Here is a 16922-nt window from a genome sequence, read left to right on the forward strand (position 1 = left end):
CTTGCCTTATACCAATCGATGTGTGGGCACGTTATGCCTAGAGACCAGGTTCTCCAAGCAGGTTAACAATGTGATATGCGAGATAACTCTTCTCGGCATCGGTAACGACAACGTTATAGGTAGACGACAAGTGGGCGGCTATGGCGTCCGCGCACGAGAATGCACACGGATACGCCGTTTCATCGATTCGGAACAGCGCGTCGCCATTGATTTGCCCGGCCGTAGGATCGAGCGCTCGCTGTGCGAAAAACTGCAGGTGGCGAACGAAACGTTCGTAAGGCAGCGAGGTGTCATCGAGGGTCGTAGCATAGCGCTTGGAAACAATCGCGAGCACGTCGCGAACAAGCTGGACCGAAACAATCAGGCGGTCAGAGCGCTGCGGCATGGTGGCGTTGACGATATGCAAGGTAACGAAACCCTGCTCTTCTTCGCTCATCTGGATGCCCATATACTCCTTGATAATCTGCAGCGCACGGCCCGCAAGCGCATACTCCTTGCGATAGAACTGCTGGATCTCGAGCAGCAACGGATTCTCACAGGGGACGCCCTTGCGCTCGCGCTCCAAAGCAAGGCTGATATGGTCTGCGAGAGCAATGAGAATCTTATCGTTGATGTCGGCATTGAGCTCTCGACGAAGCATCTGAACGATTTCCTCGGAAATCACGAGGTTGACGGTGGGGATGGACTCCAAAAGATGTGCCAAGCGGTCAATCGTACGCGAATCCTGAGAAGTTCCCTCCTGCAACGCGTAGGTCTTTTCGATCGACGCCTCGTCGATGGCATCGCCAGCATGACGGCCAAAGCAGAGGCCTCGACCGATGACGATGAGCTCGGAGCCATCGTCCGAAGTGACCATTGCGACGTTGTTGTTAAAAACTCGCTTGATAACCACGGTACCCACCATAAGAATTTACTCGGAAAGCCAGACGACAGGCTCTTTAACAGCAACAGGGCCGGAAGCATGCTCACGAAGAGTCGAGTTCTCCGAACGCTCGCACACGATAACGAAGACCGTGGGATCGAAGCCGGCAGCGCGAACCGCGTGGAAATCGACCTCGACGAGGGGCTGACCCGCGTCAACGTGATCACCTTGGGCAACAAGCGCATGGAAGCCCTTGCCCTCAAGCTTAACAGTATCGATTCCGATATGCAGCATCACCTGAGCAGAGCTGTCGTCGGACATGATGCCCAGCGCGTGCTCAGTCGGAAACAGTGCCGCGACGGTGCCGGAAACAGGAGCGCACACCGTTCCCTCTTGGGGAACCACGGCAACGCCATCGCCCACTGCACGGCTGCTAAAAGCGGGGTCATTGGTTTTTTCTAGATTAACAAGCTCGCCGGAAACGGGAGCGAGGATTTCGAACTCGGAAGCCGCAGTCGTCTGCTTATCCGAGCCACCCATTAAGCGAGAAAAGAAACCCATGGTGACATGTCCCTTCATAAATATAGCCCAACCAAAATCAATCGAATGCGCCCATTGAGACGCTCGCGATCAAAGACTTTGGTTAGGCCCACGTCCGAGGGGACTCGGTAACCTTCCGCATTTCTTTTACGGGGGTTATTGTAGACAAGCCCAAAGCCAGAATAGTCATTATGACCGGCGAACGGTATTTATGCGGTACTTAGGGACGTTCCTTTTCTGCCGGCACTCGGGGACACTCCTTGCTCTGGCCCCATTGCGCCAATTTCGTATGCGCTAGATAAAGAGCTCGCATTCCTTCCGCACGACGCAAACCTTGCTCAGCATCTGGGAAACAGCGGATAGTTTGCTGGAATCAAGCTTGCGAGCACCTCGCGGACATACGGCGATGCAGCGCATGCAGGAGATGCACGCCTCGCCAGCTGCTCGTTTGGGGTCACCCTTGTCGATAGCACAAACGGGGCACGCCGCGGCGCATGCACCGCAGGAGACACAATCCCCTGTTGCCTCGGGTGCCATGCGGTGACCTCCGGCTTGTTTATAAGGACGATTGCCGGGAATAGAGGGCTCGGATGTATCCTCGGCCAACAGCTTTTGCTGAATTTGCTGCGCAAACTCTGCGAGCTGCGCCGCATCCTGCACATCCGGACGACCGGCAGCAAACTGTCGCGCAATGGAATGTTCTGCAATGGCCGCAACTGCCGCGATCACCCGGAATCCCGCATGCTTCGCAACGTCCTCCAGCTCTACGAGCGTGTCCTCAAACGCGCGGTTTCCGTATACACAAACCAAAACTGCCCGAGCCCCGTTGCCTCGCACCATGCCCAACCGGTCAGCCACCACAGCCGGGATTCTACCGGCATACGCCGGCACAGAGATTACGGCCACGTCGTCCTCAGTCATCGAGACAGCGCTGAAATCTAGCCCGCTATCGGTCAGATCGACGGTAACGGTATTCTTGCCCAGTGCCCCGGCCACAAGGCCAGACACCTTCCGCGTTCCGCCCGTCGGACTAAACACAATTTCGAATACGTTCATCTAGACACCCTCCCCCTACGCCTGGCAACGCGTCAAGCCGCTTTCACATCCAGCCAGAGTATACGGCACGTGGGGTCCCCGTTTTGATGCGCCAAGCACCCCAATGCACCCACCCTACGCTGTCTGCCTCTTCGTTTTGTATAAATTACGGTACAGATTGTATATATTTACGGGATACCGCCGTATTCTCCTGAGGTACCCCATCCTGGCCCGTGCAAAAAACGGAGTATTCTGCAACGTGACCGCGCCAGCACCGCCGCGGATGGGCAAAACTATAGGGCGCCGTATCATTTTAAGTCCCGACATGGCGAGAATAACGCGCCCCTGCTCCGGAAAACGGTGAAATCTGACTCAGAACGCTCGCCAGGGATATCCGAAGGACACCGTTGGCGACGTCGAATCATATGCAGACAGCTCGAACTGCAGAATACTCCAAAAAATGCACGGCGCACCCCATGGGACCCATTGCCGCATGGCAGGAAACAGGTCCGCGGCATCCTCTAGATGCATTCCCGAGGAAATCACATTTGAACTAGCGATCGGATACGGCAAACAGAAAGGGCCCCGAACGTAGTTGCTCGGGGCCCTTGGTTCGCCTCGCCCTAGCGGGCGATGCGTATGTTACTTGCGCTTGCCGCCGCCGTCACCGGGGCGACGGGAGCTGCCGCCGCGCTTGCCGCCACGGCTGTTGCCATAGCTGCCACGGTTATCGCGACCGCCGGCACGGCCGCCACGGGAGCCGGCCTGGTTGCCGCCGCGACCACCACGGTAGCCGCCGCGACGCTCTTCGCGGGTATCGTCGTAGTTGCGCCAGTCATCGCGACGATCGCGGCTGGCACGCGGGTCACGACGGTCGCGCAACTCGTTAGAACGACCAGCGCCGCCGCGGCCGCCATTGCCGCGAGCACCCTCGCGACGCTCGCCACCACGGCCCCCGCGCTCATCAAATCGCTTGCCGCCACGGGACTCACCGCCACGGGCAGCACGCTCACCACGACCCTCGCCGCCACGACGCTCATCACGGCCACCGCGCTCGTCATCGCGACCGGAACGACGGCGGTCGCCCGAACCGCGCTTGCCACCGCGCGAACCGCGGCCCTCGTCCTCGCGCTCGACACGACGACGGCCACCGCGATCCTCGTCCTCGCGGCGGCGGCGATGCGCCTCGCCCTGGAACTGCTTGGCACGACGCTCGGCACGGTTGCCACGCGGGGCCTGCTTGACGGCGTCAGCACCGCCGCGCTCCTCGGCAGCCACCTCGCGGGCCACGCTCTCCACAGCCTCGTCCACGCGAGCCTGAACGCCCTCGCGCACGCGGGTCTTGCCGCCGCGCTTGGGACGGCTCGGACGCTCGCCATCGCCACGGCGCTCGTCGCGACCGCGGTTGGAACGACCAGCCACATCGCCGTAATCGTCGCCGTTGCGCTTGCCATCGCGACGCGCCTGCTCAAGCTTCTTCTTGCTCTTGGACTTGCCGCGCTTGGTCTTCTTCTTCACCTTAAAGGCCGCAGGGTCGCGCTCGGGATCAACCGCAGGCGGGTTGGGACCCACATGCAGGTCGCCGGCCTCGTAGATGTCGGCGGTCTTGTCCATAAGCTTCTCGATCTCGTAGAACTCGTCGACGTCCTGCTCGGTCACAAACGTAATGGCCCAGCCCAGCTCGCCGGCGCGGCCCGTACGGCCAATGCGGTGGATATAGTCGGTCGGCTCGGCCGGCACGTCAAAGTTCACGACGTAGCGCACGTCGCTAATGTCGATGCCGCGGGCGAGAACATCGGTTGCCACCAGCACGTCGACGGTGCCATCGCGGAAGGCCGAAAGCGCGCGCTCGCGCTGAGCTTGGCTGCGGTTGCCGTGAATCGCGGCGGCCTTGATGCCCTTGCGCTCCAGACGACGGCAGCAGCTGTCGGCGCGGTGCTTGGTGCGCATAAAGACGATAGTGCGCTCCGGGCCCTCCTTTTTGAGGAACTCGGGCAGCAGGTTGTTCTTGGCCTCGATGGACACCGGGAACACAAACTGGTCGACGGTGTCGGCGGTCGACGTGGCGGGCGCGATCTCCACGCGTGCCGGGTCGCTCACCAGGTCGGTGATCTCGCCCACGGCCTCCTCGTCGAGCGTCGCCGAGAACAGCAGCGTCTGGCGCTCGGCCGGCGTCTCGCGCACAATGCGGCGGACGGCAGGCAAAAAGCCCATGTCGAGCATACGGTCGGCCTCGTCGAGCACCAGCACCTTGACCTCGTCCAGATGGCAGGCACCCTGTTCGATCAGATCGACCAGACGGCCCGGCGTTGCGACCAGGATGTCACAGCCGTACTTGAGGGCAGCGGTTTGCGGCTTGTAGCTCACGCCGCCCACGACGGTCACGGCAACGTGGCCCGTGACGTCGGCGATCTTGCTCGCGACCTCGTCGATCTGCTGGGCAAGCTCGCGCGTGGGGGTGATGACGAGCATCACGGGGCCGCGGCCGTTGCCCTCGGGCTTTTTAACACCGCGACGGCGGTTGCGGCCGCCGCGCTCGCGCACGGGTTTGGGAGGAGCGATGTGCTCCAGATTGTTCATGGTCGGCAGCAAAAAGGCGGCCGTCTTGCCGGTGCCGGTCTGGGCGGCGGCAAGCAAGTCGCGGCCCTCGAGCACCACGGGGATCGAGCCAGCCTGCACGGGCGTCGGCGCCGTGTAGCCCAGGTTCTCGATAGCACGAAGCATCTCGTCCGAAAGTCCCAGCTCGTCAAAGGCGGGCAGACTATCGGTAGCGGACTCGACGGCCTGGGCGGCATTTGCCTCATCGGCGGCATCGAAGGCAGCCTGGGTCATGGCCTCACGGGTCTCGTCCAGGATCTCGGCGTCCGTGACGTCGGATACAGAATTACGCATATGTTGTTGTTCCTTATCTGCACGCGCAATGGGCACGGCATGCGGCCGCGCGGGCGTGCTTGGTAGTGCGCTAATACATACAAAAACGGGTGCGCACAGAGAGGACGTTGCTCAGCACGCTGGCGATCGCTTTGGCAGCCCTATCACGCGCCGTCCAGACGCAGCAGCTCTAAGCGATGGAGCAGATTCGCCGCCGGTTAGTATACCCGTGCTTCGCATGCCCCCACGTAAACCACAGATGACGAGGCGGACGAGGTGGGCCCGGCTGATTGTCTCAATCTGTAACATCTACAGGGCAAATCTTCCTCTACGTGTTACAGATCGAGACAAACGGTCGACACAGTTCACAAACGTCTCAATCTGTAACAGTTACCGAGTAAAATCGGCCCTAATTGTTATAGATCAAGACAGAGGGGGATTTCCGTCCAGTCCAAACCAAATCTCTCAGTCTTCCTGCAATTTCGAACATGTGGCCTATAATGTTGCTTTGGTTACACTATTTATTGTGCAGCCATTTAATACGTCGCCCACCGGGGCCATTAATTCCTATCGCCATATTGGCTAGGAAGCAATCAAAGGAGGTATCCGTGGCAGCAGAGACGCCTTGCTCGGTCCTCTATAACGATATTCGCTCGTTCGGCGGTCTTAAACATCTCGAGATCGCCCGAATGCTCATCAATGGAAACTCTTATCTCGGCAGCACCCTGCTCGAGAAATGTTCTTCCAACCGCTCGTATCTCACCCGTTACATCGTCCATCGCAAGCCTGACCAGTGCGCACCCTCCATCTACAGCGACTTTACCGTCACCACACTCAACCTTTCCTCGGCAATCTGCAGCAAGCTCGGCGGCGGCGAGTCCGCCTATCGGGCAATCGCCGAGCACTATCGCGGTCCGGCCGCCAACGAAATGATGTCGGCTCTCGCCAGCTACAAGCTGGACAGCCGCCTATATGCAAATGCCCTCAATCGCATCGACAACTTCGACGGCAATGCCGTGCGCGAGAAAAGCACGCTTTACCTTATGCTCTTTGTGGCAACGGGGGCGCTCGCCGATCCCGTTCAGGGCGTGGCCACCGTCGAGCGCTTTTGCGACAGCAAGACGGGCGGGCACTTTGGCACCACCGAAACTACCGTCGGACGTGGCTTTATGAGCAGCCTGGAACAGCCGCGCACCGTCGCCCCTAATCTCGGTCTGCTCAGAACCCATGCCGACAACTGCGCCGGCATGCAAATCCATCCCCTCACACACGATCCACGCGGCACCGTGATTGGTTCTTTGCCCAAAACCTCGCCCAGCATCACCGATGTAGGCGCCGACACCTCGCGCGAGCATCTTCGCATTTGGCTCGAGGGTGAGCACTGGTACGCCCAGGGCCTTGGGTCGACCAATGGCACAGTGCTCGAATCGGGCGCGGGTGACGGCGATATCGTAATCGAGCCGCCCCGCGACCAACGAGAGCCCGGCAAAGTCTATCCCCCAGTGGAAATCGAAAACAGCGACAGGCTCCATCTGGGTCTCTACACGACATTCCTTGTCATTGTGGACTAGCGCGGACGGCGATCAAAAGACGGTCGCCGTCCGTCTTTCGTCTTCTACCTTCTGCGTCGTAAACGACAATACTCAGCGGTATACGTGGGCAGTGCGGCTATCATGGTACTTTACCGATAACCGCACTGCTCACGTATACGTGCGGCAACCCATGCCAGACAAAGGAACGCCATGGATACTACCGATAGCGCCTATGGCGACAAACTCATCCGTCTTGACACGTTCGACACCGCCGTGGCGGTCGACCTCAGCGCCGAGGACGAGGCCAAGCGTCGGTTTATGACGCTTATTCTCCAGACGGCCCACCGCAACAACGGCAACATCGGACACGTGCTGCGCGCGACCAACACGAGCGGCGAGGTCTTTGCCGTCAAGCTACTCAAGGACAACGCCATCCTTTCCGGCCAAGCCCCCGATCGCTCCGCCGAGCAAGCGGCCGCGCATCTGGCCAACACCGCCGCGCTGTTCGAGGAGTACCGTCATCTGTGCACCGTCTCACACCTGCGCGGATTTCCGCACGTCTATGGCTATGGATCGTGCAAGGACGACCCGCTCATCCTCATGGAGTGGGTCGAGGGCACCTCGCTCAAGCAGGCGCTGCCCCTGCTTCCGCACGACGCCTCGGGCGGGCTGACCACCCAGATGGTCGCCGCCGTCGGAAACGCCGTGCTTCGTGCGCTCTTGATGACCCAAGGCCTCGTGAATCCGGTCATCCATCGCGACCTGTCGCCTGCCAATATCATGTTCCGCACCACCAGCCGAACGCTCGAGCAGCAGATTGCCGATTGCTCCTTTGACCCCTGCCTCATCGACATGGGCTCCGCGACCATGGCTCTCGGCGACGACACGATCACCCGGCGCGCCGACATCTGGCGCTTTGCCACGCCCGCATACGCCGCGCCCGAGATGCTCACGCAGGATATCGAAGGCATCGCGGCCCTTCGCCGTTCGCCGGCAATCGATGTCTACGCGCTTTCGAGCATTCTGTACCAGCTCTACAGCGGTCGCAAACCGTTCGATGTCGAGTCGACGGGTGCCGCGGCAACCGGCTCGTTCTACCTCATAAAGACCAAGACCAAGCCGGCGCCGCTCGAGCCGCGCTGCAAGGACGATGAAGCGCTCGTCCAGATCATCATGAAAGGCATCTCAGTCGAGCAGTGCGATCGTCCCACCGAGCAGCAGATGCTCGAGGTGCTCTCGGCATACCTCACCGATGCCGAATCCGAGGGCCGCGAAGGCGCAGGAGACGAGGCCGCGATTGATATCGATTCTGGCACGCACCTTAAGGTCGACGTCGCCGGCGAGCGCGCGCGAGAGATCCTGGAGCAGGCCCGGCACGATGCCATGACCCGCCGCCGCTTTATTATCGGTGGCGTTGTCGCAGCCGTTGCGGGGCTTGGCGTTATCGGGGCGGCAACCCATGGCTTTGGCATCCCCGACTACCTGGACGGCATCCGCGGTTCACTTGACGACTACACCTGGGATCAGCTGCAGGAGATTTCGCTCAAGATTAAGGCCGCCGAGACCCGTAGCGAGGCACGCGAGATTGCCAAGCGCTATCATCTGCTCGATGACAACGGGCATATCCCCTATCCATGCACTAAGCGCGTGAAGCTCACCAATGGGCTGCACGTCGGCGCGCAGCTCGTGGGCATCCGCCACGACGAGCTTCTAGACGGTACGGGCAAGGCCGGGCTGACGTTTATGTTCGACGCGGGTATTGCCGAGCGCAACGCTGCGGCTGAACCGCCGAGCGCCGGCTGGGCAGATTGCGAGCTGCGGGAATGGCTCGACGGCGACGGCCTTAAGCTGCTGCCCAACGAGTTGCGCGCACTCATCAAATCTGTCAAAAAGATCTCGAATAACGTTGGCGCCGCCAGGAGCGCATCGTGTCTGAGCGAGCTGCCCGCGACCCTTTGGCCGCCCGCCATGGTCGAGCTGTGCGGAGTGCAGCCGCCCGAGTCGTTTGCCGAGGGCTTTCAGTACCTGGCAGACATCTACAACGGCGAAGGCAAGGAGTACCAGCTGTTCCGCGAGCTCAAGGTGAGCCCGTATTCCACGAACGAGACGATGGTCCGCCAGTGGAAGGGCAAGGACACCTGCTGGTGGGAGCGCACGGTGAGCCCCGACTCATCGGAGACCGAAGGCACGCTCTATTTGAATCGCGTTGGACACGACGGCGACGTCTTTACGTACGCAACGCCTGCGGACAAGCCAAACAAACGAACCTGTGTGATCCCCGGATTCTGTATCTAGAGAGCGGGCGTCTTGCCGTGACGGGACCCCTCCCCGGCAATTGTCTCAATCTGCAACAGTTAGAGGTCATATTTGCTGCTAGATGTTACAGAACGAGACATTGAGTTTCCTGCCAACTGTTTGTCTTGATCTGTAACAAATGCTCGGTAAAACGGGGTCTAGTTGTTACAGATCGAGACGTTAGTTTTCGGCTGAAATGTTTGTCTAAATCTGTAACAGCTATGGTTCAAAAACCGGTCCAGACGTTACAGATTGAGATGATTGGTTGGGACGGTCCATCGGCCAACCAACTATCCTCATCTGTAACGAAATGTCATACATTTCTTTCTGTACTGTACACCCCCAGGGGGTATGGGTGTATAATATCAGCAGGTTAACAATTCCAACACCGAACCACAGAAAGGAGAAGCCATGGCTCAAGATAAGTTCGATGTGGGCGGCATGACGTGCGCCGCCTGCCAGGCGCACGTAGACCGCGCCGTGAGCAAGCTCGACGGCGTCGAGAGCGTCGCGGTCAATCTGCTCGCCGGTTCCATGCTGGTGGACTATGACCCCGCGCAGGTCACCCCCGACGACATCTGCAGCGCTGTCGATCGCGCTGGCTACTCGGCCTCGCCCGTCAGCACGGGCACCGACGCTGCCCAAAGCGGCAGCGCGCAAGCCAGGTCCGGCGCCGCCCATATGGAGTCGCCCACCAAAAAGCTGGAGGCCGCCGCCTCCGCCATGCGCACCCGCCTCATCATCTCGATCATCTTCCTCATCCCGCTGTTCTACATAGGCATGGGGCATATGCTCGGCTGGCCACTGCCCGGCGTCTTCACCGACCACACCCACAGCATGACGCTCGCGCTCACCGAGCTCGTCCTGCTCATTCCCATCGTCTACGTCAACGACGCGTACTTTATCAACGGGTTTAAATCACTCGCACATGGCGCGCCTACCATGGACGCCCTTATTGCCGTGGGCGCCACCGCCTCCATCGCCTGGTCGCTCTACGCCATGTTCATCATGGCCGACCAATTAGCCGCGGGCCAGGTCCACGAGGCCATGATGACGGGCATGGACAACCTGTATTTTGAGAGTGCGGGCACGATCCTGTCGCTGGTCACCGTAGGCAAATATCTCGAGACACGCAGCAAATCCAAGACCGGCGGCGCCATCGAGGCGCTCATTGACCTGGCGCCCAAGACCGCGACCGTCGTGGCCGAGGACGGTACCGAGGCCACCGTCGACGTCGATGCCATTCTGCCCGGCCAGGTCCTGCGTGTGCGCCCCGGAGAGTCCATCCCTGTCGATGGCGTGGTGCTCGAGGGCAGCTCGGCCGTGGACGAAAGCGCGCTCACCGGCGAGTCCATCCCCGTGGAGAAGACCGCCGGCGACACCGTTAACGCCGCCACCGTCAACCGCACCGGATCGTTTACCTTCCGCGCTACGCGTGTGGGCGCCGACACGTCGCTTGCCAAGATTGTCCAGCTCGTCGAGGACGCCAACGCCACCAAGGCACCCATCGCCCGCATGGCCGACAAGGTCGCCGGCGTGTTCGTGCCCGTGGTGTTCATGATCTCGGTCGTGACCTTCGTGGTGTGGATGGCACTGATCGGTAGCGTGAACGAGGCGCTCACCTCCGCCGTGGCCGTGTTGGTGATCAGCTGCCCGTGCGCGCTGGGCCTGGCCACGCCCGTCGCCATTATGGTCGGCACCGGCAAGGGCGCCGAGATGGGCATTCTGTTCAAGAGCGCCGAGGCGCTGGAGAATCTGCGCAGCGTGGGCACCGTGGTGCTCGATAAGACGGGCACGGTCACCCGCGGCAAGCCTACCGTAACCGATATCGTGGTAGCCACGCGCGCCGACGGCTCGCCCGCCATGAGCGAAAAGGCGCTGCTCAAGCTGGCCGCCGCGCTGGAGCGCTCGAGCGAGCACCCGCTGGCCGAGGCGATTATGGCCGAGTGCGAGACACGCGGGATCGTCGCGCGCATGGTCGAGGACTTTGCCGCCGTGCCCGGACGAGGCGTTACGGCGCGCGAAGGGCAAAACGCCATTGCCGCTGGTAACGTGCGCCTGATGAACGAGTTGGGCGTTACCGTGCCCGCGGGCCTTGCCGAGCAATTTGCCGCCGAAGGCAAGACGCCTCTGTTCTTTGCCAAGAACGGCGAGCTTGCCGGCACCGTCACCGTGGCTGACGAGGTCAAGGAGACGAGCGCCGGGGCCATCGCCGCACTGCGCTCGCTTGGCGTCGACGTGCGTATGCTCACCGGCGACAACCGCGTGACGGCCGAGGCCATCGCCCGCCGCGTGGGGCTGAGCAGCGAACAGGTCATCGCCGACGTCCTCCCCGCCGACAAGGAACGCCACGTGCGCGAGCTGCAGGATGCGGGCGGCAAGGTCGCCATGGTGGGCGACGGCATCAACGACTCCCCCGCCCTGGCGCGCGCCGACGTGGGCCTTGCCATCGGCACCGGCGCCGACATCGCCAAGGAGGGCGCCGACGTGGTACTCATGCGCAGCGACCTCATGGACGTCGCCCGCGCCATCGAGCTGTCGCGCGCCACGATCCGCAACATCAAGCAGGACCTGTTCTGGGCGCTGTTCTACAACGGCATCGGCATTCCGCTGGCGGCGGGCGTGTTCTTCCCCCTCACCGGTTGGCAACTCTCGCCGATGTTTGGCGCCGCGGCCATGAGCCTGTCGAGTGTCTGCGTCGTAAGCAATGCTCTGCGCTTAAAATCCTTTAAGCCTAAGACGGCGCGCTGAAGCACCCGACCTTGCCCCTCAAACCGTCGCTCGCGTACCCAAGTACGCTTCGCTCCTCTTTCGGGGCAATCTCGGGCACCTCAGCGCGCCTTTAAGATGACGCTGTTCACGACTAAACTGTCAGATAATCTCAATCGATAAGGAGTACACCCATGCGTTACACAATCAAGACTTCCGGCCTTATGTGCGGCCATTGCGATGCCACCGTCGAGACCGCGCTGCTCAACGTGGTCGGCGTGACCGATGCCGACGCCGATCACGAGACCCAGACTGTCCAGGTGGAGTGCGCCGACACCGTGACCGCCGAGCAGCTCGCCGCCGCCGTCGAGGGCGCCGGCGAGAAGTTCCACGCCCTTTCGGTGACCGCCGCGTAGCAGACGCCGCCTACTCAATCCTCAGAAGTTGCGGTGAAATACGGACTGTTGAGCCGCCCTAGGCCTTTAAACAGTCCGTATTTCACCGCAACTGACGGGGGCATCCGGAAAATCGACCAGAAACGAGGACCCGCCATGATGGCAGACCATAAATCGGTGACCCGCATGCTCAAGACGGCACGCGGCCAGATCGACGGCATCTTGCGGATGGTCGAGGAGGACCGCTACTGCGTCGATATTTCCACGCAGCTCATGGCAACACAGGCGCTCCTCGCGCGCATCAACGCCGACGTGCTCAAGGCGCATATCGAGGGCTGCGTGACTTCGGCAATCGAATCGGGCGACGAGGACCTCAAAGCCGCCAAGCTCGCCGAGATCGAACGCGTCGTCGACAAGCTCTCCAAGTAATTGGGGCATTGGGGACAGACTTCTTTGCACCGTCTTGGTATTCCGAGGACAGGTATGTTTGCACCACATTGGTGCAGATTAACCTGTCCCCCTTGCTCTAAATCGGGTATAAAGGCGAGCAGCATATCGAACGAAAGGCAATTTGCATGAATGACTTTATGAAGGGTCGCAATGGTGCCGATGAACTCACCATCGTGATGGGTTTTGCCGGCATCGTCATCGCGATGATCGGATCGATAGCCCGCATCCAGTGGCTCAGCTGGATTGCCATCGCCGTAATCGTGATTGGCGTGCTGCGCGGCCTGTCCAAAAATATCGACGCACGTCGCAAGGAGAACGAGGCCTTTGTCGCCGCGACTGCAAACGTACCCGGCTTGGGCAAGTTTGTAGCTAGCTTGGGCGGCGGAGCTGCAGCGGCCAGCACCTCACGCGCAGCCGGCACCAGTAAGGAAGACTTTGAGCGTGCCAAGCGCACGGCCAAGAAGATGTGGAAGGGGCGCAAGACCACGGCATACCTCAAGTGCCCCAACTGCGGCCAGATGCTCTCCGTCCCCAAGGGCAAGGGCAAGATCCGCGTCACCTGCCCCAAGTGCCACGCCAAGATGGAAACCCGCTCCTAGCGCCCGCACGCGGGACAAATTAATCAGGTTTGTTTGTCCCAAATCTTAAGTATTTGTTCGATAAAAAAGCCGAGGCCTCGTGTTGAGACCTCGGCTTTTTGTATGCGGCAACGGAGCTGTCCCTTTGTCACATCTACGCCACGCCGTCGCGGGCGAGCTCCTCGGCCAACGCCTCGGCCGGCATGGCCATAATCGCGTCGAGCTCGTTATCAACCTCGGGAATGCGCTTCACCTTGAGCTTGCGTACCAGATCGCCGCGACACATCACGTGCATCGGCTCACGCAGAGCGCACAGGTCATCGAGCGGGTTCTCGCGCGTCACCAGGATATCGGCGGCCTTGCCGCACTCGATTGTGCCGGTCTCGCCGCCCAGCCCCAGCAGCTCGGCGTTGACTTGCGTAGCCGTATGCAGTGCGAAGGCGTTGCTCACGCCGACATACTTGGCAAAATAGGCCACCTCACGCCACATGTCGTACTGCGTCACGAACGGGCAGCTCGAGTCCGTGCCCAGACCCACCTTAACGCCAGCTTCCAGTGCAGCACGAGCGCTCTCGATAATACCCGAGCACACGATATCGCCGTTCTTCTTTTGCGTATCGGTCGAATGGGTCTTTTTCGGGTCGAGCAATACAAACGGCAGCGCCGGGCTGATAGTGCAGGTAACACTGGGCGCACGCCCCTCGAGTTGCGTGCCCGCGGCGCCACGGTACAGCTCCAGAATCTCGGGCGTCAACGGAGCGCCGTGCTCAATCGTGTCAACGCCGGCCTCAAGCGCGGCCTTCACGCCCTCGGTACTCTCGACATGGGCCATAACCGGCAGGCTCACCTCGTGCGCAGCCTTGCACGCCGCCGCGGCAACCTCGACCGGCATGCGCAGCACGCCCGGCTCACCCACCTCGGTGGCGTCGAACACGCCGCCCGTTACGAACAGCTTAATGACGTCGGCACCGCGCGCATACAGGTCGCGCACCTGTTCGGCTGCCTCGGCGGGACTGTTTGCCACCTGGGCGAACAAGCCCGCACCATGGCCGCCCGGCACCGTGACGCCCGTTCCCGGCGCCACCAGGCGAGGACCTTGATACTTGCCGGCGTCGATGGCATTACGAACGGCGATGTCGGCAAACAGTGGGTCGCCCGCGCCGCGCACCGTGGTCACGCCGCTTGCCAGCTGCTGTTGGGCGCTGCCCTTAAGAATATGGCGCACGATGGCGCGCCCCACGGGATTATCGAGCTTCTTCATCAGCGCGCCTGCATCGCCCGCCGAAACCGGCTTGCCCGAACCGCACAGATGCACATGCATATTGATGAGACCGGGCATGAGATACGCACCTGCCAGGTCGATGACCTCGGCACCTGCAGGTGCCTGCGCCACAGCACTCGGCCCCATCCACGTGATGACACCGCGCTCAACAGTCACGGCCATATCGGGTTGCGGCTCCATATGCTCCGAACCATCCAGGACGGTCGCATTGATAAACAACGTGGAACGATCGGCAGACGCCATATCGAGCTCCTCCCCCTCAGAAAACTTGAACATCTGTCCATTATTATCCAGTGTAGCCCGATTGCCACAGACATATCGGTTAACGGAGGGAAGAGGGGATGTGGGGGACGGAATACGCTGCAGTCCCACCCCAGCGACACCAGAGAAATATCTCGATCTGTAACAGATACAGGGTTGTTGGGCCCCTTGATGTTACAGATCGAGACATTCGGTCGACGTTTCACCGGCTTGTCTCGATCTGTAACAATTACGAGCTCAAACAACCTCTAAACGTTACAGATCGAGACAAAACCTCTCAGCGCCCATACCACTGACGTCTCCACTCCTCAGCCAAATCGGGCCGTCGCGGAATACCCGCCAGCCTCATTTTCTCGACAAGCTTCCCCGGGTCTTTGAGTTCGTTAAACGTAAACCGAAGCACCTTGTGCCCGAGCATTGTCAGATGGGACTCCCGTTGACGTTCTGCCACGAATGGATCGACCGACTCCCGGCCCTCGCCGTTCTGCAAGGTGTACTTCCCCTTTCCGTCGAGCTCGCCGATGACACACGTCCCGTCCTCGAGCCGCCAAAAATAGTCGACGCGAAACACCTGGCTCGGATCGAGCGGGTCGCGAAACTCCACCTGCAGCTCCGGAACCGGAAAGCCGTACGCAATAAAGAACGCTCGGAACCGAGACTCGCCGCCGTTTTCGGACAGCCCGTCCGCATACGACGCAATCACCTGTGCCCTGCGATACCCTCGCCTGCCCTCGCGATCGGCGCGGAGGCGCTCGCACAAATCCCAACGTGATACGCCTTTCGCCCGCAGTGCAGAATCGGCAATCGCCAACCCGTAGGAGAACGGCGCACGCAGCAAGCAACCCTCCACCGTGCGCCAAAACGACGTCACCTGCACGCCGTCGACTTGTTCAAGTACACCCGCCGCCTGCGGACGCAACAGCCGACACCCTGCACTCAGCGGCACCGAGCAACCCGTCTTAACAAGATATCGTGGCCCAAGCAGATCATTCGGCACCTCCAAACCCCACAAAAGCGCCGCGTCATAGCCCCAAAACGCCCAATCGGGATGAAATTCCGCAAGCCCTTTGATAGTCCTCAGCGCTCGCTCCGCCGGCGTCAATGCATCCCAATCATGCTTAAAACAGAACAGGTACGGCTCGGGCTCCGCAATATCGTCGGTTCCAACATGGCGTCGCAGCCACATGAGCTCGGCATTGTCATGCGTTGCGAGCAGCGCACCTTGCTTAGCCGTCTCCGTGAGCCGCGCGAGCATCCTATTCCGCGCCAACGTATTGCGAGTCGCATGTTTGTGTTTGAGAACGGTATTAGACACTTTCATCACCACCACGTCAGACAAATGGGCCATCGTCACCGTTGCCTCCGCTGACAAATGTTTTGATCTGTAACAGGAAGACAGTCTTTGAGCCTCTAGTTGTTACAGAACAAGATCTTTCGGCAGCCGCCAACCTTCCGTCTCAATCTGTAACAGTTACGGGCCCAAACAGCCGCCAAACGTTACAGATTGAGACAAAGTCAGGGCAGCAGGGCGACGCCAGTCACATCCCCTACTCCCACTCCTGCTCGTAGATGTTGAGGGACTTTACGTAGCGCCCCTGGGCACCCATGATGTCGCGGACCAGCCTCAGAAAGAAGCTGATACGCGAGGTGTCGAAGCCATCTTCCAGGTCTTCCGGATGGACGGCGCCCGGCCCGTCGACCGCCGTGTCACTCAGGCGCGCGATGTCATACAGGTAGAGCTGCCCCGCCGTCAGCCAGACATCGTCGACGCACGCGAGCCGCACCGCGATCGCGCCGTCGCTCCAATGCTCCTTTTGCACGATATGCGGGTCGTAGACATCAAAGCGACGGTCGGTGCGCGTATCCTTCAGCGCAACCATGCCGTTCGCAGGATCCTTGTCCAAAATGCCAAAGCGCGAGAAATACTGTGTGTCGCGCACCTGCTCGAGCCGCTTGAGCGAGGCAGGCGAAAGCGATGCCGGCGGCTCATCAACATACAGCTCGAGCAGCGTCTTGCCATGGCGATAGGGGCGCTCAAAGAGCAGCCAATCGGTAAATGCCATGTTGTAGGCCATGATTTCGTTTGGCTCTGTTAGACCAGGATTGACATGC

General features: G+C 60.7%; 13 protein-coding genes. 6 read left to right on the forward strand and 7 right to left on the reverse strand.

Features of this window, described 5'->3' with window-relative positions:
- Positions 1-37: 37 nt before the first annotated feature.
- From AAAV44_RS06105 to AAAV44_RS06120, 4 genes are all read right to left on the reverse strand, one after another.
- A complete protein-coding gene (locus AAAV44_RS06105) occupies positions 38-892 on the reverse strand; it encodes a PRD domain-containing protein (RefSeq protein WP_349115011.1) in 855 nt (284 codons plus the stop codon).
- An 18-nt stretch (positions 893-910) separates the two neighbouring features.
- Positions 911-1423, reverse strand: coding sequence for a PTS glucose transporter subunit IIA (locus tag AAAV44_RS06110; protein ID WP_349115012.1), 513 nt, complete (start codon positions 1421-1423; stop codon positions 911-913).
- A gap of 273 nt (positions 1424-1696) precedes the next feature.
- The gene (locus tag AAAV44_RS06115; protein ID WP_349115013.1) at positions 1697-2458 is read right to left on the reverse strand and encodes a 4Fe-4S dicluster domain-containing protein; all 762 of its coding nucleotides are present in this window, start codon (positions 2456-2458) and stop codon (positions 1697-1699) included.
- A 621-nt stretch (positions 2459-3079) separates the two neighbouring features.
- Positions 3080-5329: a DEAD/DEAH box helicase gene (locus AAAV44_RS06120; protein ID WP_349115014.1), complete on the reverse strand. Its 2250-nt coding sequence runs from the start codon at positions 5327-5329 to the stop codon at positions 3080-3082.
- 587 nt (positions 5330-5916) lie between these two features.
- Between AAAV44_RS06120 and AAAV44_RS06125 the strand changes: the two genes are divergently transcribed.
- The 6 genes from AAAV44_RS06125 to AAAV44_RS06150 all read left to right on the forward strand — a co-directional run bounded on the left by AAAV44_RS06125 (position 5917) and on the right by AAAV44_RS06150 (position 13288).
- Positions 5917-6879 (forward strand): FHA domain-containing protein, encoded by a 963-nt coding sequence (locus AAAV44_RS06125; protein WP_349115015.1) that lies wholly within the window; start codon positions 5917-5919, stop codon positions 6877-6879.
- A gap of 171 nt (positions 6880-7050) precedes the next feature.
- Positions 7051-9135 carry a DUF6273 domain-containing protein gene (locus AAAV44_RS06130; RefSeq protein WP_349115016.1) on the forward strand — a complete coding sequence of 695 codons (2085 nt, stop codon included), beginning with the start codon at positions 7051-7053 and terminating at the stop codon, positions 9133-9135.
- A gap of 411 nt (positions 9136-9546) precedes the next feature.
- Positions 9547-11886 (forward strand): heavy metal translocating P-type ATPase, encoded by a 2340-nt coding sequence (locus AAAV44_RS06135; RefSeq protein WP_349115017.1) that lies wholly within the window; start codon positions 9547-9549, stop codon positions 11884-11886.
- Positions 11887-12038: 152 nt separating this feature from the next.
- Positions 12039-12260 (forward strand): heavy-metal-associated domain-containing protein, encoded by a 222-nt coding sequence (locus AAAV44_RS06140; protein WP_117634829.1) that lies wholly within the window; start codon positions 12039-12041, stop codon positions 12258-12260.
- A gap of 135 nt (positions 12261-12395) precedes the next feature.
- A complete protein-coding gene (locus AAAV44_RS06145) occupies positions 12396-12668 on the forward strand; it encodes a metal-sensing transcriptional repressor (protein WP_022094020.1) in 273 nt (90 codons plus the stop codon).
- 146 nt (positions 12669-12814) lie between these two features.
- Entirely contained in the window at positions 12815-13288 is a 474-nt protein-coding gene (locus AAAV44_RS06150) for a hypothetical protein (RefSeq protein WP_161194483.1), read from the forward strand.
- 133 nt (positions 13289-13421) lie between these two features.
- Here the strand turns inward: AAAV44_RS06150 and AAAV44_RS06155 are convergent, their stop codons facing one another.
- The 3 genes from AAAV44_RS06155 to AAAV44_RS06165 form a co-directional block, all read right to left on the reverse strand.
- Positions 13422-14792: an amidohydrolase family protein gene (locus AAAV44_RS06155; RefSeq protein WP_349115019.1), complete on the reverse strand. Its 1371-nt coding sequence runs from the start codon at positions 14790-14792 to the stop codon at positions 13422-13424.
- 295 nt (positions 14793-15087) lie between these two features.
- Complete coding sequence (locus tag AAAV44_RS06160) at positions 15088-16158, reverse strand: hypothetical protein (protein ID WP_349115020.1); 1071 nt, start codon at positions 16156-16158, stop codon at positions 15088-15090.
- Positions 16159-16357: 199 nt separating this feature from the next.
- Positions 16358-16922: hypothetical protein (locus tag AAAV44_RS06165; protein ID WP_349115021.1), on the reverse strand; the 565-nt coding region annotated here is incomplete at its 5' end.

The organism is Collinsella sp. CLA-AP-H1, from assembly GCF_040092945.1.
GTDB lineage: Bacteria > Actinomycetota > Coriobacteriia > Coriobacteriales > Coriobacteriaceae > Collinsella.

Excerpts from the sequence above, each read along its gene's own strand:
- AAAV44_RS06120 (WP_349115014.1), bottom strand. The coding sequence starts at position 5,329 with ATGCGTAATTCTGTATCCGACGTCACGGACGCCGAGATCCTGGACGAG.
- AAAV44_RS06160 (WP_349115020.1), bottom strand. The coding sequence starts at position 16,158 with ATGGCCCATTTGTCTGACGTGGTGGTGATGAAAGTGTCTAATACCGTT.
- AAAV44_RS06115 (WP_349115013.1), bottom strand. The coding sequence starts at position 2,458 with ATGAACGTATTCGAAATTGTGTTTAGTCCGACGGGCGGAACGCGGAAG.
- AAAV44_RS06130 (WP_349115016.1), top strand. The coding sequence starts at position 7,051 with ATGGATACTACCGATAGCGCCTATGGCGACAAACTCATCCGTCTTGAC.
- AAAV44_RS06135 (WP_349115017.1), top strand. The coding sequence starts at position 9,547 with ATGGCTCAAGATAAGTTCGATGTGGGCGGCATGACGTGCGCCGCCTGC.
- AAAV44_RS06110 (WP_349115012.1), bottom strand. The coding sequence starts at position 1,423 with ATGGGTTTCTTTTCTCGCTTAATGGGTGGCTCGGATAAGCAGACGACT.
- AAAV44_RS06145 (WP_022094020.1), top strand. The coding sequence starts at position 12,396 with ATGATGGCAGACCATAAATCGGTGACCCGCATGCTCAAGACGGCACGC.
- AAAV44_RS06150 (WP_161194483.1), top strand. The coding sequence starts at position 12,815 with ATGAATGACTTTATGAAGGGTCGCAATGGTGCCGATGAACTCACCATC.
- AAAV44_RS06140 (WP_117634829.1), top strand. The coding sequence starts at position 12,039 with ATGCGTTACACAATCAAGACTTCCGGCCTTATGTGCGGCCATTGCGAT.
- AAAV44_RS06155 (WP_349115019.1), bottom strand. The coding sequence starts at position 14,792 with ATGGCGTCTGCCGATCGTTCCACGTTGTTTATCAATGCGACCGTCCTG.